The sequence below is a fragment of the Natronoarchaeum philippinense genome (genome assembly GCF_900215575.1).
Classification (GTDB): Archaea; Halobacteriota; Halobacteria; order Halobacteriales; family Natronoarchaeaceae; genus Natronoarchaeum; species Natronoarchaeum philippinense.
This window is the reverse complement of record NZ_OBEJ01000004.1, coordinates 18586-43322: the sequence shown is the minus strand read 5'-3', so window position 1 is coordinate 43322 and position 24737 is coordinate 18586. Positions and strand designations below refer to the sequence as shown.

Genomic DNA, 24737 nt, shown 5'->3' with positions numbered 1-24737 from the left:
GCGGCGTCGATTGGGGCTCACGATCCGGATCCCGTCAGCCAGTGTTCGAGGGTGCGGTAGGCGCTTTCGGCGTCCGGATCCGTCGGTGAATCACCGCGGTACAGGTAGTAGCGCACGCGAGCGCCATCGCCCTCGAACGGAAGTTCGAACGAGTGGGGCCCCTGCCACGTTTCTCCGGGACCCACCGTCACTCCCATTCGGGTGACGGTCTGACGCTCCGCGACGGTGCCGTTCTGTACCCGCTGGAGTTCGACGACGACGGTGTACGTTTCTGTGTTGCCTTCGTGGTTGCCGACCCCGACGGTCAGCTCGACCCGGTCGCCGTAGCCGACCTCGCTCGGATAGTTCCCGGCGACGGTCTCCGACTCGTTCTGATTTAGCAGGTACAGCTCGGTGTACTCCTCGCTTTGCTGGTCGACCGTGGCCGCGAACCCGGCGCTGGCGAGCAACAGCACGAGACTGCCCGCGAGGACGATACTCAGCACGGCGTCCCCCGCGTCGTCGGCGCCGAAGACGCTGCCGATGCCGGAGATCCACGAACGCGGCCGCGGGTCGTATCGGTGTCCTGGCGATCGGTGGCGGCGCCGAAGCGCGGCTACGAGCAACCCCACAGCGACGACGACCGTGACACCGACCAGCAGCGATTCGGCGTCGTACTTGACGGGCGCGGCGAGCAGCGCTCGCGCCAGTACCGCTACGGCGAGCACGCCGACGACGAGCGTTCCGATCCACCACGCAATACCGGTGAGCCGCGAGTCGGCTGTCCCACCGTCGAACTGTCGAGACCGGCCGCTGGAATCGGCACCGTTGGACCCCGCTCGAGACAGCGGCCCGCTTGCCGGAGATACCGCCGCTAGCACCGCGTACCCCGGGATAACGGTCAACAGCGGTGCGGCGAGAACAGGCCGAAGCACCGACTCGGCAGCGATCCCCGAGAGCAACAGCCCGAGCGGCACCGCTGCCGCGACTCCGACGGCTTCGAGGTCGGCCGTCGAGTCACCGAACATTACGTTCTCGTGGGGCCGAACTCGATCGGTCCAGCGACTCGACGGGCTTCGAACAGGTCGATGCTGTACAGGTGTTACGCATCACTCGGGGACAGAGCTAAGACGGTGATTGTTATAGCGTCGCTACAAACAACCGATACGGTCGTGTACCCGCCCGACAGCAGCTCAGGTCGTCGGGTTTGCGACGACGCCGCCTTCTCTGACCGCAGTTCGGTCGCAACATTCCATGCAGCCTTGGACGTTGTCGTGGTTGTCGCCGAACACCCGAACGAAGTTCCGGGTGACGAACCCACCACAGTTCTCACAGTGTGGCATGTGAAGTCACAACTATTTCGCACCCAATAGTTACAAGCTGTATACTCACCGCTCTCCAGTTGTGCGAAAGGGGTTAAACAGCGTTTTACCTGCCGACGGCGCCGCTGTTGCGGTCGACCTGCCACTGCACCCCGGCACGGCGATCGCCGTGCTACCGACGTGGCGGCGTCGTTTCCGGCGTCGATCTAATTATAATTTTTTAGTATAGTATATTTATATGGTATTTACATCTAAGCCACCGCCAACGGCTCCGCGTACTGAGACTAAACGACCGACCACGGACTCGTAGCCGTTCCACGTCGCTGACCGCGGCTGAGCGCAACTCTTGTGCTGAATCGAAGGCTCCGCGGCTTCTCCGCAGAGACGAATCCAGTTGGACGACAGGAACATCTATACTGATTTGAAACTTATCTCCGCCGTTTAGGAGCCTGAATGGCCAGTATACGACGCCCTCAGTTTGAGTCCACACCAATCGTCGTAGTCGGGGTGTTTTCTCGCTGTGTGCTCCGACTAACAGCTCTACGTGCTCAGGTTACTTACTACCTCTATATTTAATACACGTCATTTTAGGGTATTCATACGAATTCTTAGTTATTTTCACCCCTCTCGATTTCAGCCGGCTTCCCGGAGACTCAAGCTCGTTCCTTATATACTCCCGTATAGATCCGGGAATACACTCTCGGAGACTTGGCGCGTACGCCATGCCAATGCCACTACGCTCACCGGGCCGATCTACGGCTTCATCGACTTCGGATGGCGATCGCCCCGCGTCGATCGTCGTCGAGGGCGACCGGCAGCTCGCGTACACAGAGTACGGGCGTCCAGACGGTGCTCCGGTCGTCTTTCTCCACGGAACGCCGGGATCCCGCCGGATCGGCGCGCTGTTCGATGCCGCCGCACGCGATTGCGGCGTTCGGCTGATCGCGCCCGATCGGCCGGGCTACGGGCGGTCCGATCCGTGGCCGGACCGGTCGGTCGTCGACACAGGACTACTTGTCGACGATCTCCTCGACGGGCTCGATATTCCGACTGCCGGCCTCGTCGCCTTCTCTGGCGGTGCTCCGTACGCCCTCGCGGCGGCGGCACGCACGGATCGGATCGATCGGCTCGATATCGTCTCCGGTGCGACGCCGCCGTCGGCCAGCGAGGCGACGCCGCGGGTGCAGCGGCTTCTCGCCGGTCTCGCCTCGACGACGCCGTCGGTTCTCGGTGGACTATTCCGGGGGCAGGCGTGGCTCGCCCAGCGTCTCGGTCCGTCGGTCGTCGTCGACCAGTACACCACTGACGGCATCGACGAGCCGATTTCCGAGGACGCGGAGGAACTCGTCAGGGCAGACTTCGTCGAGGCGTTCGCCCGGCATCGCAGCGGCGCCATCACCGAATTCCGACATACCGCCGACGACTGGGGCGTTGACTTCGACGCCGTCGACGCCGCTGTCGACCTCTGGCACGGCGACGCCGACACGAACGTGCCGATCGAGGACGCTCGGCGCTTCGCAACACAGATTCCGACCGCGCAGGTGCGCGCGCTCGATGGCGCGGACCACCTCCGAGCGCTGCTCCGGGCCGTCCCGAAGCTACTGGACGAGCACCGGTGAGATACCGGCTTCGGGCCATGGCTACGTTCCCCGCCGATCTCGCAGTCTCGAACGACACCGACGCGATGGCGGCCTCGAGCCACGGTAATTGATGTATCGCTCTGACAAACGGCGGACAACGAGCATGAAACGGATCCGCTTCTCGGTCGACTATCCGGCGGAGCTCGTCCACCCGCTCCATCGGCAGATCGTCGAGGCGACGCCGATTACGCGGGCCGAGCTACTGACGTGGAGTCCGACGGCGGATGCGACGACGCTGCTGTGGTGCGACGGCGACCGGGACGCGACCGAACGAGTCATCGAGGGCATCGACTCGCTGCTCGCCCGGAGCTTCGTCGAGGATACGGATGGGACGTACGCCTTCTTGCGGCAGGCCGACTACGAGTTCCCGCAGGCGGTGCTCGACCTCGTCGCCGGAGCAAACGTAATCTTTCTCCCGCCGGTGGTCTTCCTCGACACCGGCGCGGTGCGATTCGAGGCCGTCGGCGAAACGGCGGCACTCAGCGCGTTCCACGAGGAGCTTTCGGCCGTCGGGACGCCCACCATCGAGCGGGTTCGGCCGTTCGAGCGGACGCCGTCGCCGTCGCGGCTCACCGACCGCCAGCGCGAGGCGCTCGATGCTGCCGTCTCGGTCGGCTACTACCGGGTCCCACGCGAGGGGACGATTTCGGATATCGCGGCGACGATCGACTGCTCGACGAGCACCGCCGGCGAACTCGTTCGGAAGGCAGAATCGGCGGTCCTCACGCACTTTGTCGAGACGCGGTGATTGTGAGAAGATTGGTGAGGGCGCCGTTCCCGGCTCGGTGCTGCCAAGCTAGTCGGTCCGGATCTCGAACCGTGCCCCGCCGTCGTCGCTCTCGGTGACGGTGATCGTCCAGTCGTGCGCGTCGACGACCTGCTCGACGATACTCAGTCCGAAACCGGTGCCGCCGGCCTCGGTCGAGTAGCCGGCCTCGAACACGTCGTCGCGCTCGTCCTCCGGGATACCGGGACCGTCGTCGGCGACGTAGAACCCTCGATCTATCTCGCCGACCGTCACCGTGACAGTATCGCCGCCGTGTTCCGAGTCTGGGCTCGCGGAACTGTGTTCGACCGCGTTTCGGATGAGGTTCTCGAAGAGTTGCTGTAGCTGATCCCGGTCGGCGTCGACGGTCGCGTCGATGTCGGTGTCGAGCGTCGCGTCCCCTGTTGCCACCGTTTCCCAGCAGGCTTCGACGACGGTTGTCACGTCGAGCGTTTCGATCTCCATGGCGCGCTCGCCCTCCTGTGCGAGCGTCAGCAGGTCGTCGATCATGTTATCCATCCGTGAGAGGGCGACATCGAGGTCCTCGATCTGATCGCTGTCGCAGTCCTCGCGGAGCAGTTCCAGTCGGCCCTTGGCGACGTTCAGCGGGTTCCGCAGGTCGTGACTCACGACGCTCGTGAACCGGTCGAGTCGCTGGTTCTGCTCGACGAGTCTCGACTCGCGTTTCTGCTGGTCGCTGATGTCGCGGTCCATGGCGACGAACCGATCCTCGCCGTCGAGGTCGACCCGAATGAGGTGAATCTCGACCGGGAAGGTCGTATCGTCCTTTCGCTCCAGTTCTCCGTTGAACCGCCTCGGCGTCTGCATCGGTAACTCGTTCCAGAACGAGCGCGCCTCGTCGGGATCGACCGTCGGATCGAGCTCCCAGACCGATTTGCCGACGAGTTCGGATCTGGCGTAGCCCAACTCCTCGCACATTCTCCGGTTGGCGTCCCGAATGGTGCCGTCGGCGTCGTGAATGGCGATCATGTCCGGCGAGTTCTCGAAGAGGGCTTCGAGGCGTGCCGTGCTCGACCGCAACTGCTGCTCGCGCTCTTTCCGAGTCGTCACGTCGCTCTGAAACCCGACGAACAGCTCCACGTCGCCGTCGTTCCCGAACACTGGCGCGATTCGGACGCGGTTCCAGAACTCGGTGCCGTCGGCGCGGTAGTTCCGTAGTTCGACGGTGGCAGGCTCGCGCGCTTCGACGGCCTCGCGTAGCTTTCTCACCGGCTCCTCACGCGTCCGCTCGCCCTGCAGAAACCGGCAGTTCCGACCGATGGCCTCGGATTTCTCGTAGCCCGTGAGGTCGACAAACTTGTCGTTGGCGTAGATGATCGGATTGTCAGCCGCGGACGGGTCGGTCAGCACGATGCCGACAGGCGCTTCGTCCATCGCCCGGCCTTTGACCGAGAGATGCTGCTCTGCCTGCTCGTCCTGCGGCGGCGCCACCGTGCAGACGAGCCAGCCGCCGTCGGTGTACGTGAGGGTGTGCTCGGCGTCGATCACGTCGCCGTCCTTCCGGACGAACTCCGTCCTCCCACTCCAGCGACCGCTGCGGGCTTCGGGTAGCAACACGTCGTAGACCTTCTGGAGGTCGTCCTCGCGGTAGAGCAACTCCCAGTGGCGGCCTTGCAGTTCGGCCCGGTCGTAGCCGAATAGCTCGGCGTACGCCGTATTGAGATACCGAATTCGCCCGTCCCTATCGATAATACTGATTCCGTCGTGTGCACTTTCGATCGCCTGTCGTCCACGATCGAGATACTGCTCCGCCCGGTAGCGCTCGACGGCGTTTCGAACCCGGTTTGCGAGCGCCTGACACTGCTCGGTCCCGCCGCGCTTGCGCACGTAGTCGGTGACGCCGGCGCTGATCGCTTTGCTCGCGAGCGCTTCCGATCCCTCGCCGGTGAAGAGGATAAACGGTCGGTCCGGATCCCGTTCGCGGACGGCGTCGAGCAGGTCGAGGCCGTCCATCTCCGGCATGTCGTAGCCGCTGACGACGCAGTCGACCGCTGTCGTCTCGTCGCGGATGACGGCCATGGCATCGTCGGGATTGGCTTCGATGTAGACGGCAAACTCCCCGTCGTCCCGTTCGAGACACGCTGCGACCATCTCCGCGAACTCCGCATCGGGCTCGACGAGAAGAATGTCAATCGGTGTCGAGTCGCGCAGGGGAGACTCCGGTAGCGTCCCATCGAACGTCATCGACTCACCTGCATCGAACTCGGAACTGTTTCAGCCGTCGCGGGATCGTGTCGGATCGGTTGGATGTAACCGCGCCGATGCGGGTGTCCCGTCCGTAGTTGCGTTCTCGTACCCGCGAGTTGCCGCATTGGCTTACAGATGGGTGTCCATTTACATAAACTACACTATTACTGCTGATGTTCTTCGGGACTGGTTATCGAATTGGGCAGTATTTCTATTAGTCTGGCAGTGCAACGGTAGTTCCATGACTGCGTCTATTCAGGTGCTTCACGTCGACGACGAGCCTGAATTTGCCGAGCTGGCTGCGGACTTTCTCCGACGCGCCGACGACCGGTTCGATGTCGTAACCGAGACGAGCGCCGAGGCGGGCATGGAAGTGCTCGACCGCCGCGATATCGACTGTATCGTCTCCGACCACGACATGCCCGGCATGAACGGTATCGAGTTTCTCGAAGCGATCAGAGAGGAAAATCCCGATCTCCCGTTCATTCTCTTCACCGGCAAGGGCTCCGAGGCTGTCGCGAGCAAGGCCGTCTCGGCCGGCGTCACCGATTACCTGCAGAAAGAAACCGGCACGGACCACTACACCCTGCTCGCCAACCGCATCGAAAACGCGGTCGAGCGCTATCGCTCCGAGCGAGCGGTCGAACGACAAAAGCGCCGCCTCGAAACGCTCGTCAGCAACCTTCCCGGCATCGTCTATCGGTGTTCGAACGACCCCGAGTGGCCCATGGAGGATGTCGAAGGCGAGTGCGAACAGCTGACGGGCTATTCCGCCGCTGCGATCGAAGCTGGTGATATCGTCTGGGGGACTGATGTTGTCCACGAGGACGATCAGGCGAAGGTCTGGAACGAGGTACAGCACGCGATCGACCAGAACGAACCCTTCGAGTGTACCTACCGGATCACGACTGCCGATGGCGAGACCAAGTGGATCTGGGAGCGCGGGCGCGGCGTCGAAGCGACGAACGGCGAGGTCGAGGCTATCGAGGGCTTTATCACCGATATCACCGAGTCAAAGCGCCGGGAACGGCGCTTCGAGGCCATCTTCAACAACACGTACCAGTTCACCGGGCTTATCGATCCCGACGGTCGGATCGTCGAGGTCAACGAGGCCGCGCTTTCGTTCGCGGGCATCGACCGTGACGAGGCCGTCGGGACGCCGCTGTGGGAGGGGGCGTGGTTCGAATCGAACGAGCGAGCCTCCGAAACCGTCCGCGAGGCCGTCGAGACCGCCCGTCGCGGCGAACTGTTCCGCGAGGAGTTCACGATTCAGGGCGAGGACGAGGTGGCCGTGGTCGACTTTTCGATCCGGCCGATCACCGACGAGGACGGCGACGTGACGATGTTGGTCCCCGAAGGGAGAAACGTAACCGAACTGAAAGAGCGCGAGCGGACGCTACAGCGGAACGAGAACCGCTTCGAGGCCATCTTCAACGACCCGAACCTCTTGGTTGGACTGCTGGATACCGACGGCACGGTCCGCGATGTCAACGACACCTCGCTGGAGTACCTCGACGCGGACAGGGACGACGTTCTCGGACGCCCGTTCTGGGACACCCCATGGTGGACTGACGACCAGCGCGATGACGTTCGGGCGTGGGTCGACGCGGCCGCCGACGGGAAGTACGTCGAATACGACGCCACGCATTCTACTGACGACGGGGCGCCGATCACGGTCGAAGGGAACTTCCGTCCCGTCACCGGCGCCGACGGCGAGGTCACTCGGATCGTCGTCTCGGCGACCGACGTTACCGAGCGTAAGCGACGCGAACGCGAACTCAAACGGCGTAACGAGCGCTTCGACGAGTTCGCTAGTTTCGTCTCTCACGACCTACAGAGTCCGGTTTCAGCCGTCAAGGGCCGACTGGAGCTCGCCCTCGACACCGGCGATCTCGACCACGTCGAGAAGGCGGTCGACGCCATCGACCGCGTCGACGAACTGCGGGCCGATCTCGTGAACACGCTCCGGACCGGCGAGATCGTCTCGGCGACCGAGCAGGTCGGTGTCGAACCCGCTATGCACGCGGTCTGGTCGGCGATCGACCCGCCCAACGCGGCGTCCTTTCGCGTGCCGACGGAGTGTACCGTCGAGGCTGATCCGGACGCGTTCCAGCGCATGCTCGAAAACCTCGTCGGCAACTCGATCGAACACGGCGGCGATGCCGTCGACATTCGGGTCGGTCCACGCGACGAGGGGTTCTACTACGAGGACGACGGGCCGGGGATCGATCCGGAGCATCGGACGAGGGTGTTCACACCGGGTTACTCGACCAAAGAGGGCGAGGAGGGCATCGGCATGGGGATGGCGAGCATCCGCCAGATCGTCCTCGCACACGGCTGGGAAATCAGCATTGAGGACGCCCAGCGACTCGACGGCGTCCGCTTCGAGCTACGCACCGATTCGTAACTCGCTTGCTGACGCCGCCGCTCGGTCGGTGGCGGCGTCGCGGTACTCCCGTCAGCCCGTCTGTTGACCGAGTTCGGCGGGATTTTTCATCCCTTCTTTGACGCCAGCGTAGACCAGCGACACGTTCACGGGGAAGGCGACGACGAACCCGACCGACAGCGAGAACACGAGCGCGCCCCAAAACAGGAGATCGCCGATGTGGGCCTGCCCCGCGATCAACAGGTCCGTCCCGATGGCGGCGACCTCCATGAGGGTGATGCTCGGCGTCTCGCTGTACAGTGCGTCGAGCATCGCCTCGCCGAAGCCGACGCCCTCCTGCATGAGCGGGCCGACCGTGAGCCCGTAGCCGAACAGGTACGCGAACCCGAACGTACCCGCGGTGACGACGAGCGTGCTTTCGAGGGCGAGCAGGCCGGCGAGCAACACGAAGCCGACGACTTCGCCGGCGCCACAACCCGAGTAGCAGTGCGCCGTCGATCGGAAGCCGCGGCGCCACAGCGAGTCGTTGGAGATCTGTGTCCGCCCGGAGTACCAGTAGACCGCGAGTCCGAACGGTCCCGAATACACTACGACGAGCGTCCAGACGCCTTTCATCATCGACGGGATGGCCCGGTTTCGCTCGTGAATGTCCCACCAGAGCGTCCCGACAGCCGCCACTACGAGCAGGCTCCAGAGTCCCATCACGAACGGGTCCGAGAGGATCGGCGTCATGATGGTTCGTACCGGTTCCAGCGCTCGCTCGATGTCTGCGATAAGTTGTTCTGGTGACATGATCGAGTGGTCGTCTCTTTCGATGGGGTGTACACGTCGTCTCAGTTTCGGATACTGGCAGCGCAGAGCCGTCTAGACACTTGATACTTTATCATGTTGTGGTTCCGGCGAACTCGCGCGTTCGGCGACGACCGACTCAACGAGCATTACCATCCGTCCTTGACGACTTCGAAAAAAGAGACGCGCGAATGTCCGAACACCCGACGGACGGCGTCTAGCTCATATCCGTCTTGAACGAGCCACTGGCGGCACTGGTGGCCTCGGCGTTCGTCGCGGTCGCGCGGAACTTGATCTGGTCGTCGACGATTGTCGCTTCGTCCTGTGGGTCCGCGAGGTTGCCGTCGCCGCCCAGCAGGTTGATGCTCACGCGCAGTTGCACGACCACGTCGTTCGAGGCGCCGTCGTCGGGCTCGTCGAACGCATCGGCGGGGCGGCCACTATCGCCGCCGTACAGCGTGATGGTCCCGAGCGACTGCCCGCTGAAGGACTTGCTGTGGTCGGCGTAGCCGTCAAGCGCGAACGCGTTGTGATACACCTGCTCCCACCCGCGAAGGACGGAGCTCTGGTCGGACGACAGGATGCGCGAGTCGATCGTGATGTCGACCGTCGTCACATCCTCGTCGAAGTTCGACCACGACACCGAGCCCGTCGGCGTCGCCGTGACCTTCGATACCTCGCCATCGTGGTTCGTGACCGAGGCGTTTTCTGCGGTGAACGAACCGCTCGAGGACGCCGCTGCACTACCGGAGAGTGCCACTGCACCGATACCGGTTGCCGCTGCCGTTGCGCCACCGCCCGTGACTTTCAGGAACGTGCGTCGTTGCATGGTGTGCAGCATCACCTTACCGAACCAACATTATCGTAATTCTCCGAATACGGGCCAGCGAGAAAAAGTAGACCTCGGGTAAATTTTAGTAATTTCTGTATACCGGATGCCTAATTTTACTTGCTTGATTATTTTGCTTGGATACCGCGCTTTTGACCTCTGTGATCACTTTCGTGTGGTGGTACTCACTCAGTCGTTTGCGACCGACGTGTCGGGCACGCTGGGCGTTCAGCTGGGGCTGTAGATACAAACGCCGCTGTCTGCTGAAATTGTGTATCGCCGTCACCGGTTTACGTCGACCCCGCGGAGTTCGAGGAGGCGGTCCGCGATTGCTTCGGGGTGTTCGGCTGCGACTCGCAGCGCGGCGTCGTGCAGTTCGCGGCCGGCCGCGTCACGCACGCCGTGTTCGCGGAGCGTCTGCTCGACCTCTATCTCCAGTGCGTCTTCGAAGGCGTTCCACGCAGCCTCCCGGGCGTACAGCGGGCGCTGGGTCACGTCATCGTAGGGAAACGCCGGGCCGTTCGTCGGACTTGACTCGTCGGGGGCTGACTCGCCAGTGGCAGCATCGACTGACGTATCCTCCGCCGGTTCCGTCGCGGCACCGATCCCGTCTTCTGCTGGCTGGTCGTCGTCTTCCGGAACTTGATCGGGCGACGACGTATCGTCCTCGCTGATCGACCCGAGATCGTCGAAGGGGTTGTCGGTCATCGGTCGATGCCCCCGTTCTCGACGATCCGTGCCAACTCCTCGAAGTGGGCGAGCTGATCGTTCTCCGGATCGTAGTCTAACAGCGGTTGATTATATTTCAACGAGCGGGAAAGAGCGGCGCGGTGGCGGATGCCGGGTTTCGGCGGTGTCACCTCGCCGCTGTCGATCTGTTCGAACTCCGATTCGGTGATGCGCGCGAACGCGGGGACTTTCCCCTCGGTCGAATCGGCCGTGTTGAGATTTTCCAGTAGCTCGCGCGCTTCGGTCTGCTGGTCGATCCGATCCTGAATCTGGTTCGGAACGAGTGCGAGGACATCGATGTCGATGTACTCCTGTGCCGGTGCGATCAGCCGTTCCATGGTTCGTTTGTACCCGCCGATTGCGCTCGACCCCGGCGCGATCGGGATCAGTACGTTCCCCGTCGCAACCAGCGCGTTGTTGTTGAGCATACCCGGATACGCTGGGCTGTCGAACACGATGTAGTCGTATACGTCGCCCAACAGTGGGTCGACGACGTTGGATTTGACGCGTGCCGAGCCTTGGATTGCCCCCTTGAGGTCGTTCTCGACATCCTCAAGCGAGTTCGACGACGGCAACAGGTCGAAGCCGAACTCCGTCGTCCGGATCAGATCGTCTAGCGTCGCGTCTCCCTGATCGAGCACCACGTCTCCGATGTCGATCTCGGCTTGGTACGCGTCCTCGAAACCGAGCCCGTTGGTTGCGTGGCCGTTCGGGTCGAGATCCGCGAACAGGACGCGGTGTTGTTCGGCGAGCTGGCGCGCGAGGTTCATCGAAATCGTCGACTTGCCGACGCCGCCTTTCAGGATCACGACGTCGACGGCGCGTGGGGTTGTTGTCGTCATGGCTGGTTCAGTTACAATAGGTGCAATAGCTGAGGTAGTTGCAGTAGGTGGTTCGGGTATCGTGCATCGTCCGGTATGCGTCGGGCAACCATACTAAACCTTTTGCAGGTAAGCGAGCTACTGTAGTTGCAATAGCTGGAGTAGTTGCGGTAGCTGAGGTAGTTACAATAGGTGACTTGTCTGCATATTTCGCGTCGTACGCTGGTTGCTGGGATAGAATATCTGCAATAGAAGCCTATTGTAGTGGTCACTGGTGTAGAGCTTGGGGATCGAGTCGGGCCGTGTTTAGCTACGGCTGAAAAGTGGGGCGAGACGGATTCCGGTTGGTTGATGGCAGAAATCGAACGCCTCAGCGGTCGTAGCGACTGGATGGACTTGGAGTTTGTAGAGCGAGAGCGGACTCCGAGCGAGCTAATGGAGCTCGGTATTCGGCTCCAATTGGTTGAACTATCACTTTTGAATACAGTTTCAGAATTAGAGGAGTTCGGTGTCGAACGGTCGCGGAAAGCCGTTCACGACCGGGTCCACAAAGCCGGTCTACAGCCCGCGACTGACGTGAGTCCGGATCACGTTGTGCTTGACGAAACGGTGATCCGAATCAACGGCCAACAGTTCTGGCTGTACGCTGCTGTCGATCCAACAACGAACAAATTTCTGCACATTCGGCTGCTTACCACGACTACAACGGCATTATCGCAACAATTTCTGCGAGAGCTTTGTGAGAAATCCGATCTCGGCGACACCGTGTTTCTCGTCGATCATGCCCAACATCTAGCGGCGGCACTGCAACGAGCAGGACTCCGATTACCCCCGGCTCGTCATGGAAATCAAAATGCTGTCGAACGTATCTTTCGAGGGGTAAAACGACGAACGTCTTCGTTTACCAATAGTTTCTGCCACGTTGAACTAGTAACCGCTGAATCGTGGCTCTAAGCCTTCCCCGTCTGGGGGAACTCGCGTAACTAAACACGATGCGTCCGAGAGATGCAGCCTGTATAAATACGTATATTTTCCGGTTTTTCAGACGATGCTCCGGTACCCGGCTTGTCCCGGCTGTCGATCAGTCCTGTGCCCGAATGGTCTGCTCAGGAACTTGTTCGTCGATAAGATCGAATCCGCGATCTTCCATCTCCTCGAAGTATCGGTCCGCGTCGAGTCCGCTCGTCTCGGTGATGAAGATGCCGTCCTCGTCGACTGCGCCGTCGGCCATGAGCTGGAGCGTCACGGACAGCGGGACGCCGACGTAGCAACCGTACTCGCGCATCAGCGTGATGTCGTTCCCGCCGAAGAACGGGAACGGCTGCTCGAAGTGGAAGACTGCGCGGTCGTCGCGACCGTCGACCGACCCGGTTACCTCGGCCGAGAGGATGGTCTGGGGAGTCCACTCCGTCTCCGGGGAGAGCTCTTCGGGCGGCTTCCACTCGGTTTCGAGTTCGACTCCCTGTGATTTCACTTGCTCTTGCATCACTTCGACCGGGTCGACCTCCGCTCCGTCCACCTCGATGGCGTCTGTCTCGAAGGCGTTCGCCGCGTGAAGCGTTCGCTCGTACCGCTTCCACTCGTCGTGCCACGCGCCGCGTGTGATGATGCGGTCGACGTTCTTCTCCTGTGCGACCGGTGCCTCCGGGAACGTAATCGGTTCCGGGTGAGAGATGACGTACGTCTCTTCCTCGCCGATCGGCTCCGGGAATTCGAACGTCCGCTTTTCGCTGAACGCCGGCAGGTCGTTGATGACTTCTCCGTCTTCCCACTTGGCCCGCTCGTCGACGTCGGGGTCGTGTTCATAAGTAACCGTGTCGGTGAGTCCAGGCGTCGTCTGGGTAAGGAGGCGCCACATCCCCCAGTAGAAGTTAACGTCGGACACGTCGTCGAAGCGCTCGCAGGCGACCATCCCGAGTGCGATGGTACTCACGAGGCCGCCGTTGGCGAACCACAGCGAATTGCCCGCTTCCGCGAACTCGTCGGACCGATCGAGCACCTCGTCGAAGTCGAACGCGTTCAGGTCGACGCCCGTGAGATCGCCCACTTCCTGCATCGCGTCGAGGACGTTCTCCTCGAAGGGGTACGGCAGCCCGTTGACGACGTAGTCGGCTCCCTCGAGCACTCGGACGAGGTCGTCCGTGTCGGTCGCGTCGACCGACTCGAATCGAACGCGGTCGTCGTCGACGAGTTCGACGAGACGGCGCGCGTTCTCTTCGTCAGCGTCCGCGACGACGATTTCGCCGAAGTCACTTGTCTGGTGAAGGTCATAGACGCATCCTGACGTCATCGCGCCAGAACCGCCTAGCACGACAGTCTTGCTACTCATGTACTCACTCGATTGTGAACCCGAATCAATATAAAACTACGGCCCGGCGCAACACGATACGCTGCTCGCCAGCATCTCTGGCTGCGTAACATCTATCTGTCCCGACTGAGAGCGCTAACACACGGATGAGCAAGACCATTACCTTTGCAGTGGGAGCTATGCTTCTGTACACCGGGTGGGCGTTTCTCGCCAAAGTCGCCACGGGCGGTCTCCCGGCGGAACAGGCTGTCGTCTACACCTACACGGCCGGCATCGGCGTCGCCGTGACGTACGTTCTGTTCAGCGGGGATGCGATTGTCGCTGCGCCCGGTAGTATCGGCATCGCACTGGTTGCAGGCCTCTTTCTCGGCGGTGGAACGATCGCCTACTACCTCGCCCTCGGATCAGGCTCCGCCGCCATCGCAACCAGCATCAGCGGAATGTACATCCTCGGGACGGCAATTCTGGCGGTCGTCTTTCTCGACGAATCGCTGACGATGGTCGAAATCACCGGCCTCGGCTTCGCGGTCGTCGCTGTCATTCTGCTGTCGAGGTAGCCAATGGAGACGCCACACCGGGCAGGCAACTGCGGACCGCAGACGAGAACAGTGGTGGCCGCGAGGACGTGGTCGTGGTCAAAAACAGCGACCTCGCCGGGGATCGACTCTCGATGTTAGAGACACTGTACGGCTACAACGGTAAGCAGCTAAACCTCCACGCGCTCGGAATCGTCGTCTCCCTATCTGGTATCCTCGTTATCGCACCGATGCTGCCGGAGATAATCGACGATTTCGGCATCACTGCCGCCGAGGCCGGCGGGTCGATCTCGTTCATGTGGGCGTGCAACGCCCTCGCACAGTACCCCGGCGGTCGCTACTCCGAGCGGCTGTCGTCGAACGTCGTCTTGCTTGCGAGCCAAGGCGTGATGGGTGCGGGCTTTCTCTTGCTCGTGCTCTCGAACGCGTTCCCGCTGTTCATCGTCGCCATCGGTCTCATCGGATTCGGTTACGGGATGTTCGAACCGGCGGGGATCGTACTCCTGCAGAATCTCTTCGACGAAAACCGCGGGCAGGCCCTCGGTATCAGGGATGCTGCCGCTAACCTCGGAAGCGCGCTGTCGGCGGTGTTGGCGATCACCGTCGTCGGCGCCGCCGCGTGGCGGGCCGCCTTCGTGCCCGTCGTCGCACTGCTCGGCGTCCTCGTTGTCGGCGGGCATCGACTCAACCGCGAACCGTACACTGTCTCGCGAGTGCCCCTCGACGTGCAGTCGGTCGGGACCCGACTGTTTCGATCCCGGGAGACGTACGCGATCCTGTTCGTCTTGGCCGTGTTCAATTTCGTCTGGCAGGGGAGCGCGAGCTTTCTACCGACGTTTCTGCAGGTCGAGAAGTCGCTCACATCGTTTCAGGCGACGGTCGCGTTCGCAAGCATCTTTCTCATCGGAATGCTCGTTACGCCGATCGCCGGCGCCCTCTGCGAGCGGTGGAGTCCGATCAACCTCGGCGTCGGCGCAACCGGGTTCGGAATTGTCGGTCTCGGCGCCATCCTCGGGACCGATTCGCTCGTCGGCCTCGGCGTCGGACTGGTCGTCTTCGCCGTCGGCCTGACCACGATCTGGCCGGTCATGTTCGTCTACCTGACCGATGCTCTCGCCCAAGAGACGGTCGGCAGCGATCTCGGCGCGCTGCGAGGAGTGTACTTCGCCGTCGGTAGTCTCGGCCCGGCGTACGTCGGGACCGTCGCCACTCGGTTTAGCTACACGGTGTCGTTTTCCAGCCTCTTGCTCTGTTTCGGTCTGACCATGCTCGCGTTGCTCTGGCTCGGAAGTCGGTGACTGCTGGTCCATCCCCCGCAACGCCGACCGTGACGTGCTGCTGCCGTCCACGGGGGAGATAGCTTGACGATACCGACATATTCTCGGTGGGCCGTCTTGGCTAGTTCCGGCTGTCTAACTCTCGCACCGCCGAAACATCTTTGCAGGTCGATCGCGTTGGTCTCCTATGGCGATCGTAGCAGCCATCGACGATTCGGACAGAGCAGCGACAGTCCTCGCAGAGGCCCAGACACTCGCGGCCGACCTCGACGAGGAACTGCACGCGATTCACGTCCTAGAACGCTCGGAGCTCGTCGAAGTGCTCGAAAAAGATGTCGAAGGGCAGGACTTGACTGACAATTACGAAGTCCAGCAAGTCGGTGAGAATCTCGTGGACCGAGCGCTGGACAACTCGGACCCAGAACCCAACATCTCGGTTCGCGTCGGTGACCCCGGAACTGAGATCGCAGCGTACGCAGACGACGAAGAAGCGCGGTACGTCGTTATCGGAGGCCGACAGCGCTCGCCGACCGGCAAGGCGCTGTTCGGGAGCGTCACGCAGGACGTGATCTTCGACTCGCCGGCGCCGGTCATCAACGTCGCAATCGAGTGAATCAACTGCGGCATTTTTGCAGAGCAGGTAGATCCAACAGCGGAGACGACCTTCGATAGCGTCGACTAAGCCGGCGTGAGCAATTGGCTGGTGCAGAGACGTAGAACACGGAATTGGTTAGTGACTCTAAGCCCCCCGACAAGAGCCACCGAAGCGGCCGTCTGCTGTTTTCAATTCGGACGAGCGACTCGGACAGACGCCATCAGACGGTCGTTGCGGTTCTGTGGAAAGAGAAGTGGACAACGGTTCACAATGAAGACGGCCGATCGATCGCGACCATCCAACGCTCAGTCGTCGGCACCTCCCATCCACGTCGGGCGACGATCCGAGAGGAGCCCGGCGACCGTTTGTTGATCGTCGTCCTCGGGGGCGTCGCCTTCGTAGCGCTCGGTCAGCAACACGGGGTGGAGCTGTTCGAACTCGATGGTAAGTCCAACGATACACATGCCGATGACGAACGCGATCGGGAACCCGAGCAGGACGACGAAGTCCTTGAGTGCGGCGAGGCCACCACTGATGAGCAGAAGCGAGGAGAGCAGTCCTACGAGCCCGCCCCAAGTGACGCGGTTGGCGGTCGAGGGGTTCTCGCTCCCGTCGGTAGTGAACATCGCGAGGCTGAGCGTCGTCGAGTCGACCGTCGTGATCAGGAACGTGAGCACGAGCACCAGGTACGCGACCGCGAAGATGCCGCCGAAGGGCATGAGCGTCTCGAACAGCGGGAAGGCGGCGACTTCTCGGCCTTGGGCGAACACGATCGAAAGCAGGTCGAGCGAGCCCTGCGTCTGGACCCACAGCGACGACCCGCCCATGACGATGAACCACGGGAACGAGGCCGCGGTGGTCCCGACGAGTCCGGCGAAGACGACTTGGCGGATGGTGCGGCCGCGGCAGATGCGCGTGATGAAGATGCCGATCATGGGCGCGAACGAGAACCACCACGCCCAGTAGAAGACGGTCCAGCCGCCGACCCACGTCCCGCCGTTGGCCGCGTTCATGTAGAGGCTCATGCTGACGAAGTCGTTGACGTACCCGCCGAGCGCCTGCGTGCCGGTGCTGAGCAGGAACGCCGTCGGGCCGAACACGAACGCGACCGCGAGGAGGAACGTAAAGAGGTACATGTTGAACGTCGAGACGCGCCGGATACCGCGTTTGACCCCCAGCGCGGCGGAGGCCGTGAATCCGACGGTGAGCCCGACGGTGACGAGTATCGTTCCGAGATTACCGAACTCGACGCCGTAGTTGTAGTTCAGCCCCGCGAGGAACTGGGTGACGACGAAGCCGAGCGAGACGGCGACGCCACCGACCGAAATGACGACCATCATCAGGTCGAGCGGCTTCACCCACTTCTTGTCGAGGTTCTCGACGCCGATGAAGGGGGCAAACACCGTCGACGGCTTGATCGGTGCGCCCTTGCGGTGAACGTAGTACGCGATCGTGATGCCGACGACGAGATACGCCGCCCACGGCGAGATGCCCCAGTGTAGCATCGTGTACTGGACCGCGTCCGGGACGATCGCCGCACTCTGGGCTTCGGCGCCGAAGAACGGCGGGCCCGACGAGAAGTGGAACAGCGCCTCCGCGGGGCCGTAAAAGACCAGCCCGGTCGAGAGCCCCGCCGAGAACAGCATTGCGAGGAACGAGAAGTACGAGAACTCCGGCTCCGTGTCCGGGCCGCCGAACTTGATCTTGCCCCACGGCCCGATCAGGAGCCACAGGCAGAACACGACGGCGAGGAACATCGCCCAGAGGAAGAGCCAGCCGAGTTCGCTCCAGAGGAAGTTGTTTGCGTTCGTGAGCATCTCCGCTGCGGTGGTCGGTCGAGCGGCGATGTAGCCGATGGCGATGATGGTAACGAGCGCGCCGCCGACGAACACGAACGGATCGATCTCGTCGCGGAAGGCTGCCAGTCGGCCCTGAGAGTCCGTACTCATAGGTACACCACCACCGTTCCTCGCTCGACCTCGACGTCGTACGTCTCGACGGGCGGATCGTCGCCCTCGAGATCAACCTTGCAGCCGTCGCAGCCACCGTCAGCAGCGGCCTCTTGATCGGCGTCGTCCGCATCATCGGCCTGAGAGGGCTCGACGCGGGCTTTGAAGGTCTTGGCTTTCACCTTGTGCGGATTGAACACGGACTCACCGGTCGTGACGTCGAACTCCCACCCGTGCCACGGGCAGCGAACGACCTGTCCCGGCCGGACCCAGTCGTACTCACCGGGCGTGTCTGACTCCGTGGTGCCGCCGAGTTTCCCCTCACAGAGCGGCGCGCGCTGGTGGGGACAGTCGTTTTTCATCGCATGGTACTCGCCGTCGACGTTGAACACGCCGACCGAGAACCCATCCAGATTGACGATACGTCGCTCCCCGGCGTCGAACTCCTCGGCCGGACAAATCTCGAATCGTTTGTCTTTCATTGTGATCACTCCAGCGAACTGCCGTCCGTGGGTAGATCCCACAGCTCGGCCGCGTTCTCGTGTTTGATAGCCCGCTCCATTTCGTCGTCCATCGGCGGGAGTCCCCAATCGGGATCGTCACCGTCCCAGTGGGGGTAGTCCGAGGCGTAGATGAGCATCTCATCCGCGTGCATCATCTCGAGAATCTGGTCGTGATGCTCCGGGCGCTCGGGTTCCTCGACGGGCTGGCTCGCAAACCAGACGTTGTTCCGGATGTAGTGGCTCGGCTTCTCTTCGAGCCACGGCACTTGCGATCGAAGCCCCTTCCAGTTCTTGTCGAGCCGCCACATGAAGTGCGGAAGCCACCCGTAGCCCCCCTCGATAAACGCCCACCGGAGGTCGGGATACTCGACCAGCACCCCTTCGGTGACGATCGAGGCGAGCTGGCCCATGTAGTAGGCGCCCAGAAGCGTGTGCCACTCGATGTAGTTGTTGGGATGACCGGCGCCGGTCGGCGGGTTGCTCGTGCCGTGGCCCTCCGAGAACGGGTGGACCGCCATCGCTAGGTTCTGTTCTTCGGCGGCTTCGTACATCGGCCAGTACTGAGGGCGACCGTACGGCACTTCCGCGCCGCCGGGAAGCATCACCTGCCGAATCTGTGGGTGATCCCCGTACTCGCGGATGAGGTCGGCGGCTTTCTCCGGCGCCTTCGGCGCGACGTACAGCGATCCCATGAACCGATCGTCGACCGGGAGAACGTCGTTGACGAGCCACTCGTTGTACGCTCGCGCCAGTTCGTTCGCGTAATCGCGGTTGGGCAACGCAGCGAGGTTGAACCACGAGTTGCCCGTCAGCATCGCGTAATCGATATCGTGCTCGTCCAGATGTTCCTCGACGATCTTCTGGAGATCTGACCCGGGCTTGTTGCCGTCATCCGTCTTTTCGTCCTGCCGGAGGAACTCCCCGGGGTTGCGGTACAGCAGTTCCGGCAACACGAGTCCGTCGTCGTTGTACCGTTCCGGAAGGTACTGGACGATTTCCTCGTTGTCCGCCCACCGCTGGTGGATGTCGGCGTCGACTAACGTCAATTCCGACTCGGGGCGTTGTTGCGTCGCCGCCCCCGGGGAATCCTGTGTCATAGTTCCACATAGATATGAAATCACAGCCCTACATAAATGTTATCCTCTCCGATAGGGCGGAACTGCGGATACAGGCCGTCAGTCGCCACTATTCGCAGAAATTTGTGTTCGTCTATCTTTTAAACAGATGGCGAAAAATTCGGTATTGTCGAACAGTATCTCACCAAACCCTCCGAGATCCGCTTACACTGGATCAGCATCCGATAGCAGATTGACGCTTCCAGTCGAATTGTTCGACAATTCCGAACGTATATGTGCATTGCTACAGATTGGCAACGTATGGGTGACGAAGCAAACCGTCCGATCAAAGCACTGCTGACGATGGACGAAATCGTGACCGTACTGGATCGAGAGAGCGAGGGCAGCGTCACCGCGCTGGCCGAGGAGCTCGACAGACCGCGTAGCGTCGTCCACGACTATCTGAGCACGCTCCAACAACTGGGCTATGTGGTACAAGACGAGAGCGGCCAGTACGAGCTCAGCTTCCGATTCATGGAGCTCGGCGGGCGCGTCCGGAAAGATGTCGCTCTGTACAACGTCGCAAAGCCCGAGATCCGCCGCCTCGCGGAGAAGTCAACCGGCGAACTCGTCACCCTGTCGGTCGAACAGAACGGGATGTGCGTCGCACTCGATGTCGTTCAGGGCGAACAGAGCATCTCCTACGATTTTACCGACGGTACGCACTTCCACATGCACTCTTCGGGCGTCGGGAAGGCGATGCTCGCACAGTATCCCGACGAGCGCGTGACCGAAATCCTCGACAAGCACGGCATGCCGGCGCGGACGGAGAACACGATAACCGACCGTGACGAGCTAGAAGACGAGTTCGAGCGCATTCGAGAGAGCGGCGTCTCGTTCGACCGCGAAGAGTACAGGACGGGGATGACGACGTTCTCGACGGTGATCGAAGATGCCACCGGGAACGTTCTCGGCGGCCTCAGCGTGACCGGGCCAGTTCACCGACTACAGGAGCCAGAGGTCGAGGACGAACTGACGACCGAGCTTCTCTCGACGGCCAACATTATCGAACTGAACTACAGCGCACAGTAACGCGAGAGCGCTACGACGCGTCCGTCGTCCGTAAGACGGGTGATTGGTCTGCCTCTTCGCCGACCGTCCAGAGAGGGATAACCTATTTGTGGTGGTAACTGAAATTGTGACTGTAGATGGCTGCTCAACAGCGTACCAACTACTGTAACGGAGAGTGGGTCGAGTCAGAATCGACAGAAACGTTCACCGTGACCAACCCCGCCGATCAGTCGGTTATCGCGGAGTTCCCGAAATCGACGGCGGCTGACGCCGAACGAGCGGTCCAAGCGGCCGTCGACGCGCAGGACGCGTGGGCGAACACGCCCGGTCCCGAACGGGGTGCAATCCTTCGCCGCGCCGCTGGACTCTTGGAGGACCGAGCGGACGATGTCGCCGAAACGCTGACCCGCGAAGAAGGCAAGGCACTCGCGGAAGCGTCCGGCGAGGTCCAGCGCGCTGTCGATATCCTGTACTACTACGCCGAGAAGGCCAGTGATCTCGCGGGCGATGCCAAGGCGCCCAGCGGCCGGGACAGTCGCCTGCGAACTGTGACTGAGCCTGTCGGCGTCGTGGGCCTCATCACGCCGTGGAACTACCCCATCGCTATCCCGACCTGGAAGGCCGCTCCGGCGCTGGCTGCCGGCAACGCAGTCGTACTAAAACCGGCGTCGCAGGCGCCAACCGTCGTCCACGAACTGACGAAGTGTCTCGACGAGGCCGGACTACCAGACGGCGTCTTCAACGTCGTCACGGGCTCCGGAAGCGAGGTCGGCGGGACGATCACGTCACACGAAGCGATCGACGCGATCTCGTTCACCGGCAGTTCGGCGGTCGGCGAGATCGTCCGCGACTCCGCCTCCGAAACCGGCGCGCGGATCCAACTCGAAATGGGAGGAAAGAACCCAGCAGTCGTGACATCGAGTGCCGACATCGACGAAGCAGTAGATATCGTCGGTAGCGGCGCCTTCGGCGTCACCGGACAGGCCTGTACTGCGACCTCGCGGGCGATTGTCCACGAATCAGTCTACGAGGAGTTCGTCGACGGACTGGTCGAGTATGCGGAGAATCTCGAGATCGGTCCCGGCCTCGAAGCCGACATGGGGCCGCAGGTGACCGAGTCCGAACTCGAAGGGACGCTTGAGTACATCGAAGTCGGGAACGAAGAAGGAGCCACGCTCGAAACGGGCGGCGGCGTTCCCGATCTCGACGCCGACGGCCACTACGTCGAACCGACCGTCTTCAGCGACGTCGAGTCGAGTATGACGATCGCGCAAGAGGAAATCTTCGGGCCGGTCGTCTCCGTCATTCCTGTCTCGGACTTCGATGAAGCGGTCGCGATTGCCAACGACAGCCAGTACGGACTGTCAGCGAGCGTCATTACGGACGATCTCTCCCAGGCCAACCGCTTCGTCGACGACGTCGAAGCCGGTGTCGTGAAGATCAACGAGAAGACGACCGGCCTCGAACTCCACGTACCGTTTGGCGGCATGAAAAACTCCTCGAGCGAGACGTGGCGCGAGCAAGGCGACGCCGGGCTGGACTTCTTCACGACGAGTAAGACGGTGTATCTCAATTACTGACGCCCGACGATCGTCTTTCTGGCCGCTGTCTGCAGTCTTTCCCTCCGGTACCCGTGAGTTCCTCGTATCGTGAGGGCTCTTCCTGCCCCAAAACAACTGTTCTGCAAAGCAGAACAGACTCGACAGCCCGAACGGACTTCCGGGCCGAGAGATTACAAAGTTATTTTTGTAAAGTAGTCCGAGCGTGAGCAACGACACCACACCAATGACAGCTGTTCACGCCGAGTGTCGGGGGCGGCCGCCGATCTGTTCTGATATACAGAACGCGATCGTGGGCAAACTACAATTACCGGGGAGACAAAGAGAGGCCAACATGGACCGCTCAAATGCACCCGTCGGCTCGGTCGAGACGCTCCTCTCGCTCGTGGAGTATCTCGAACAGTCTGGCGAGGCTGGCGTAACCGAGATCGCCGACGCGGTCGGCGTCTCGAAGAGCACTGCCCACAACCACTTGACGACGCTCGAACAGCAGGGATACGTCGTTGGTGAGGACGGGCAGTACTGGCTTAGCCTACAGTTTCTCCGAATCGGGGAGACGACGCGAATGCGGACCGGTCTGTTCGAGGTTGCGCGGCCACAAATCGAACATCTTGTCGAAGGGACGGATCTCGTCGGCAACCTCGCCGTCGAGGAGCGTGGAGACGGCGTGTACCTGTACCGATCCCGCGGGAGCGACGACATCCGTTTTTCGACGCGAGCCGGAGAAACCCACGATCTGCACTGTTCGGCGACCGGAAAATCGATACTCGCTCACGTGTCGACCGAGCGACGCGAAGAACTGCTCGATTCGATCGACCTTGTCGGGTACACCGACCAGACGATCACTGAGCGGGCGGCACTGCGAGAGGAACTCGATCGGATTCACGAGCGTGGCGTCGCGTTCGACGAGGAGGAGTACGGCCGCGGTCTTCGCTGTGTCGGCGTGCCGCTGTTCGGGCCCGACGACGCTGTCGTGGGTGCGATCAGTCTCTCCGGTCCCGCAGCCGAGATGACCGACGACTGGTACCGAGAAACACTGCCGGATCGGCTGCGAGCCGCAAAAAACCGGGTCGAGGTGAACCTCCGGGATTACTGATTACGGCGTCGCTCACGCGTCCTGAACCTCGCCTCACTGCCCCCGCTCCTCGATAGCGCGACCACGAGAAATAACTGCAGCGTCTCCGGTTCCAGTTTGTATCGACTTTTCTCAGCAGAGTAGCTATTCGTACAGCCCGATCTACCAAACACTCGTCCAGTGATTCTCTCAATAGCACGCCGTAATTTCCCATCATGATTTTTCGAGGCCAAAACTATATGTTTGATGAGTATGTAGCGTGCTCTACCCCCTGTGATAGCAACATGGGAAAGTGAACTGAGATAACATGACAAAAGAATACGAGAACGAACGTGTGTACGTTACGAGGCCCGGAGAGACGTATCACACGGCACGTGATTGTTCTACCCTGAACTGTGCACCGTACGTCGAGTCCGTTCGAAAATCTGAACTTAACGGGGACCGGTCACTATGCAAAATGTGTTCACAGGAAAGGACAATTTCGGCTGGGCTCTGTGTCATGCTCGAAGAGGCCGACCCTGAAGACGTTGTGTAGTGGCCAGCATGCACCGTGGTCGGCGTCGCAAACTCCGACACATACGTCCGATAGAGCTTGGCGTCTATGCAAAGGATTCCCATCGGAACGTCGCTCAACGTAGTGCAACCGATATACACTGGACGTGATCGACGAGAAAATGAGACGCCTGTACTATCCCGCTTCTCGGATCGTGTGAATGATACCCGAGAATTCTCATAACTGAATAGTTCAAAATGCATATAATGACAAGAATTGGTAATTAATATCGATGTCGACGTATCTGAGCGTCACCAGCAGCGTCGGGGTCACGCTTTCCGTTCGACTCAACTGAGCCGCTCGAGACTGATCGATTGGGGACGCCGATTCGAAAGCCAACACGAAACGACGGGCCGCATGCAATCGTCGCTGAACGACCAGCGTACCGATTGCTCACTCGTCTCGGAACACTATATTACGTTCGTATGTTTGTAATTTTCTCTCGCTGTCGATGGCCGATCACTTTTCCCCCGGTCGCTCACCACACCGCAATCGGATCCTCCGTTCGTGTCCTTTACAGCCGTTCTTCTTGCAACTGTCGCTTGCGACACTGATACAGCAAGTATGCCAGTGGGACGAGCAACACAGCGAAGATGATTAGATCGAGCACTACCAGCACGTGGGCGGCGGAACCGGACTCGACGAATGGATACGTCACAAGGGCAAGTACGAGAAACAGCAAATCCGCCACGAAGAACAACTGGAGGACCAACTCGTAGTCCCGGACGCGCTCCCAAAACCGATTTTTGAACGTGTTCATAGCCGTGCTTTCTGTCGAGAAAATAAA

The 24737-nt window shown here is 61.3% G+C and carries 22 protein-coding genes; 10 read left to right on the top strand and 12 right to left on the bottom strand.

Annotated features, from left to right (window positions below):
- Window positions 1–17 precede the first annotated feature (17 nt).
- Complete coding sequence (locus CRO01_RS13600) at window positions 18–1007, bottom strand: DUF1616 domain-containing protein (protein WP_097009712.1); 990 nt, start codon at window positions 1005–1007, stop codon at window positions 18–20.
- A 165-nt stretch (window positions 1008–1172) separates the two neighbouring features.
- Window positions 1173–1322: a DUF7563 family protein gene (locus tag CRO01_RS16710; RefSeq protein WP_179747491.1), complete on the bottom strand. Its 150-nt coding sequence runs from the start codon at window positions 1320–1322 to the stop codon at window positions 1173–1175.
- A gap of 707 nt (window positions 1323–2029) precedes the next feature.
- Between CRO01_RS16710 and CRO01_RS13595 the strand changes: the two genes are divergently transcribed.
- Complete coding sequence (locus CRO01_RS13595; RefSeq protein ID WP_097009711.1) at window positions 2030–2920, top strand: alpha/beta fold hydrolase; 891 nt, start codon at window positions 2030–2032, stop codon at window positions 2918–2920.
- 124 nt (window positions 2921–3044) lie between these two features.
- The gene (locus CRO01_RS13590; protein ID WP_097009710.1) at window positions 3045–3689 is read left to right on the top strand and encodes a helix-turn-helix domain-containing protein; all 645 of its coding nucleotides are present in this window, start codon (window positions 3045–3047) and stop codon (window positions 3687–3689) included.
- Window positions 3690–3737: 48 nt separating this feature from the next.
- On the opposite strand, the gene CRO01_RS13585 is transcribed toward CRO01_RS13590, so the two are convergent.
- Window positions 3738–5912: a PAS domain S-box protein gene (locus tag CRO01_RS13585; protein WP_097009709.1), complete on the bottom strand. Its 2175-nt coding sequence runs from the start codon at window positions 5910–5912 to the stop codon at window positions 3738–3740.
- Between the two features lie 244 nt (window positions 5913–6156).
- On the opposite strand from CRO01_RS13585, the gene CRO01_RS16380 reads away from it, so the two are divergent.
- A complete protein-coding gene (locus CRO01_RS16380) occupies window positions 6157–8322 on the top strand; it encodes a PAS domain S-box protein (RefSeq protein WP_179747490.1) in 2166 nt (721 codons plus the stop codon).
- Between the two features lie 51 nt (window positions 8323–8373).
- On the opposite strand, the gene CRO01_RS13565 is transcribed toward CRO01_RS16380, so the two are convergent.
- The 4 genes from CRO01_RS13565 to CRO01_RS13550 form a co-directional block, all read right to left on the bottom strand.
- Window positions 8374–9093 carry a DUF4396 domain-containing protein gene (locus CRO01_RS13565; protein WP_097009708.1) on the bottom strand — a complete coding sequence of 240 codons (720 nt, stop codon included), beginning with the start codon at window positions 9091–9093 and terminating at the stop codon, window positions 8374–8376.
- A 214-nt stretch (window positions 9094–9307) separates the two neighbouring features.
- Window positions 9308–9919, bottom strand: coding sequence for a hypothetical protein (locus CRO01_RS13560; RefSeq protein ID WP_097009707.1), 612 nt, complete (start codon window positions 9917–9919; stop codon window positions 9308–9310).
- 282 nt (window positions 9920–10201) lie between these two features.
- Window positions 10202–10627 carry a hypothetical protein gene (locus tag CRO01_RS13555; RefSeq protein WP_097009706.1) on the bottom strand — a complete coding sequence of 142 codons (426 nt, stop codon included), beginning with the start codon at window positions 10625–10627 and terminating at the stop codon, window positions 10202–10204.
- Entirely contained in the window at window positions 10624–11490 is an 867-nt protein-coding gene (locus CRO01_RS13550; RefSeq protein WP_097009705.1) for a ParA family protein, read from the bottom strand. Before CRO01_RS13550 ends, CRO01_RS13555 begins: the two co-directional genes overlap by 4 nt.
- 330 nt (window positions 11491–11820) lie before the next feature.
- On the opposite strand from CRO01_RS13550, the gene CRO01_RS13545 reads away from it, so the two are divergent.
- A complete protein-coding gene (locus tag CRO01_RS13545; RefSeq protein ID WP_097009704.1) occupies window positions 11821–12423 on the top strand; it encodes an IS6 family transposase in 603 nt (200 codons plus the stop codon).
- A gap of 127 nt (window positions 12424–12550) precedes the next feature.
- On the opposite strand, the gene CRO01_RS13540 is transcribed toward CRO01_RS13545, so the two are convergent.
- Complete coding sequence (locus CRO01_RS13540; RefSeq protein ID WP_097009703.1) at window positions 12551–13798, bottom strand: saccharopine dehydrogenase family protein; 1248 nt, start codon at window positions 13796–13798, stop codon at window positions 12551–12553.
- 125 nt (window positions 13799–13923) lie between these two features.
- Here CRO01_RS13540 and CRO01_RS13535 point away from each other — a divergent pair, with 125 nt between their 5' ends.
- From CRO01_RS13535 to CRO01_RS13525, 3 genes are all read left to right on the top strand, one after another.
- Window positions 13924–14334 carry an EamA family transporter gene (locus CRO01_RS13535; RefSeq protein WP_097009702.1) on the top strand — a complete coding sequence of 137 codons (411 nt, stop codon included), beginning with the start codon at window positions 13924–13926 and terminating at the stop codon, window positions 14332–14334.
- A 74-nt stretch (window positions 14335–14408) separates the two neighbouring features.
- Window positions 14409–15611: an MFS transporter gene (locus CRO01_RS13530; protein WP_143824961.1), complete on the top strand. Its 1203-nt coding sequence runs from the start codon at window positions 14409–14411 to the stop codon at window positions 15609–15611.
- A 166-nt stretch (window positions 15612–15777) separates the two neighbouring features.
- On the top strand, window positions 15778–16203 hold the full coding sequence (locus CRO01_RS13525) for a universal stress protein (RefSeq protein WP_097009700.1): 426 nt from the start codon (window positions 15778–15780) through the stop codon (window positions 16201–16203).
- Between the two features lie 287 nt (window positions 16204–16490).
- Here the strand turns inward: CRO01_RS13525 and CRO01_RS13520 are convergent, their stop codons facing one another.
- The 3 genes from CRO01_RS13520 to CRO01_RS13510 are packed head-to-tail and all read right to left on the bottom strand — an operon-like array spanning window position 16491 to window position 19734.
- Window positions 16491–18134 (bottom strand): BCCT family transporter, encoded by a 1644-nt coding sequence (locus tag CRO01_RS13520; protein WP_097009699.1) that lies wholly within the window; start codon window positions 18132–18134, stop codon window positions 16491–16493.
- Complete coding sequence (locus CRO01_RS13515) at window positions 18131–18616, bottom strand: Rieske (2Fe-2S) protein (RefSeq protein WP_097009698.1); 486 nt, start codon at window positions 18614–18616, stop codon at window positions 18131–18133. The genes CRO01_RS13520 and CRO01_RS13515 overlap by 4 nt, the downstream gene beginning before the upstream one ends.
- A 5-nt stretch (window positions 18617–18621) precedes the next feature.
- Complete coding sequence (locus tag CRO01_RS13510) at window positions 18622–19734, bottom strand: amidohydrolase family protein (RefSeq protein WP_097009697.1); 1113 nt, start codon at window positions 19732–19734, stop codon at window positions 18622–18624.
- 279 nt (window positions 19735–20013) lie between these two features.
- On the opposite strand from CRO01_RS13510, the gene CRO01_RS13505 reads away from it, so the two are divergent.
- The 3 genes from CRO01_RS13505 (at window position 20014) to CRO01_RS13495 (ending at window position 23418) form a co-directional block, all read left to right on the top strand.
- Window positions 20014–20784, top strand: coding sequence for an IclR family transcriptional regulator (locus tag CRO01_RS13505; protein WP_179747489.1), 771 nt, complete (start codon window positions 20014–20016; stop codon window positions 20782–20784).
- Between the two features lie 116 nt (window positions 20785–20900).
- Window positions 20901–22343: a 2,5-dioxovalerate dehydrogenase gene (xacF, locus tag CRO01_RS13500; RefSeq protein ID WP_097009695.1), complete on the top strand. Its 1443-nt coding sequence runs from the start codon at window positions 20901–20903 to the stop codon at window positions 22341–22343.
- Window positions 22344–22656: 313 nt separating this feature from the next.
- Window positions 22657–23418, top strand: a complete 762-nt coding sequence (locus tag CRO01_RS13495; RefSeq protein WP_097009694.1) for an IclR family transcriptional regulator — start codon at window positions 22657–22659, stop codon at window positions 23416–23418.
- Between the two features lie 1046 nt (window positions 23419–24464).
- On the opposite strand, the gene CRO01_RS13490 is transcribed toward CRO01_RS13495, so the two are convergent.
- A complete protein-coding gene (locus CRO01_RS13490; protein ID WP_097009693.1) occupies window positions 24465–24710 on the bottom strand; it encodes a hypothetical protein in 246 nt (81 codons plus the stop codon).
- Between the last annotated feature and the right edge of the window lie 27 nt (window positions 24711–24737).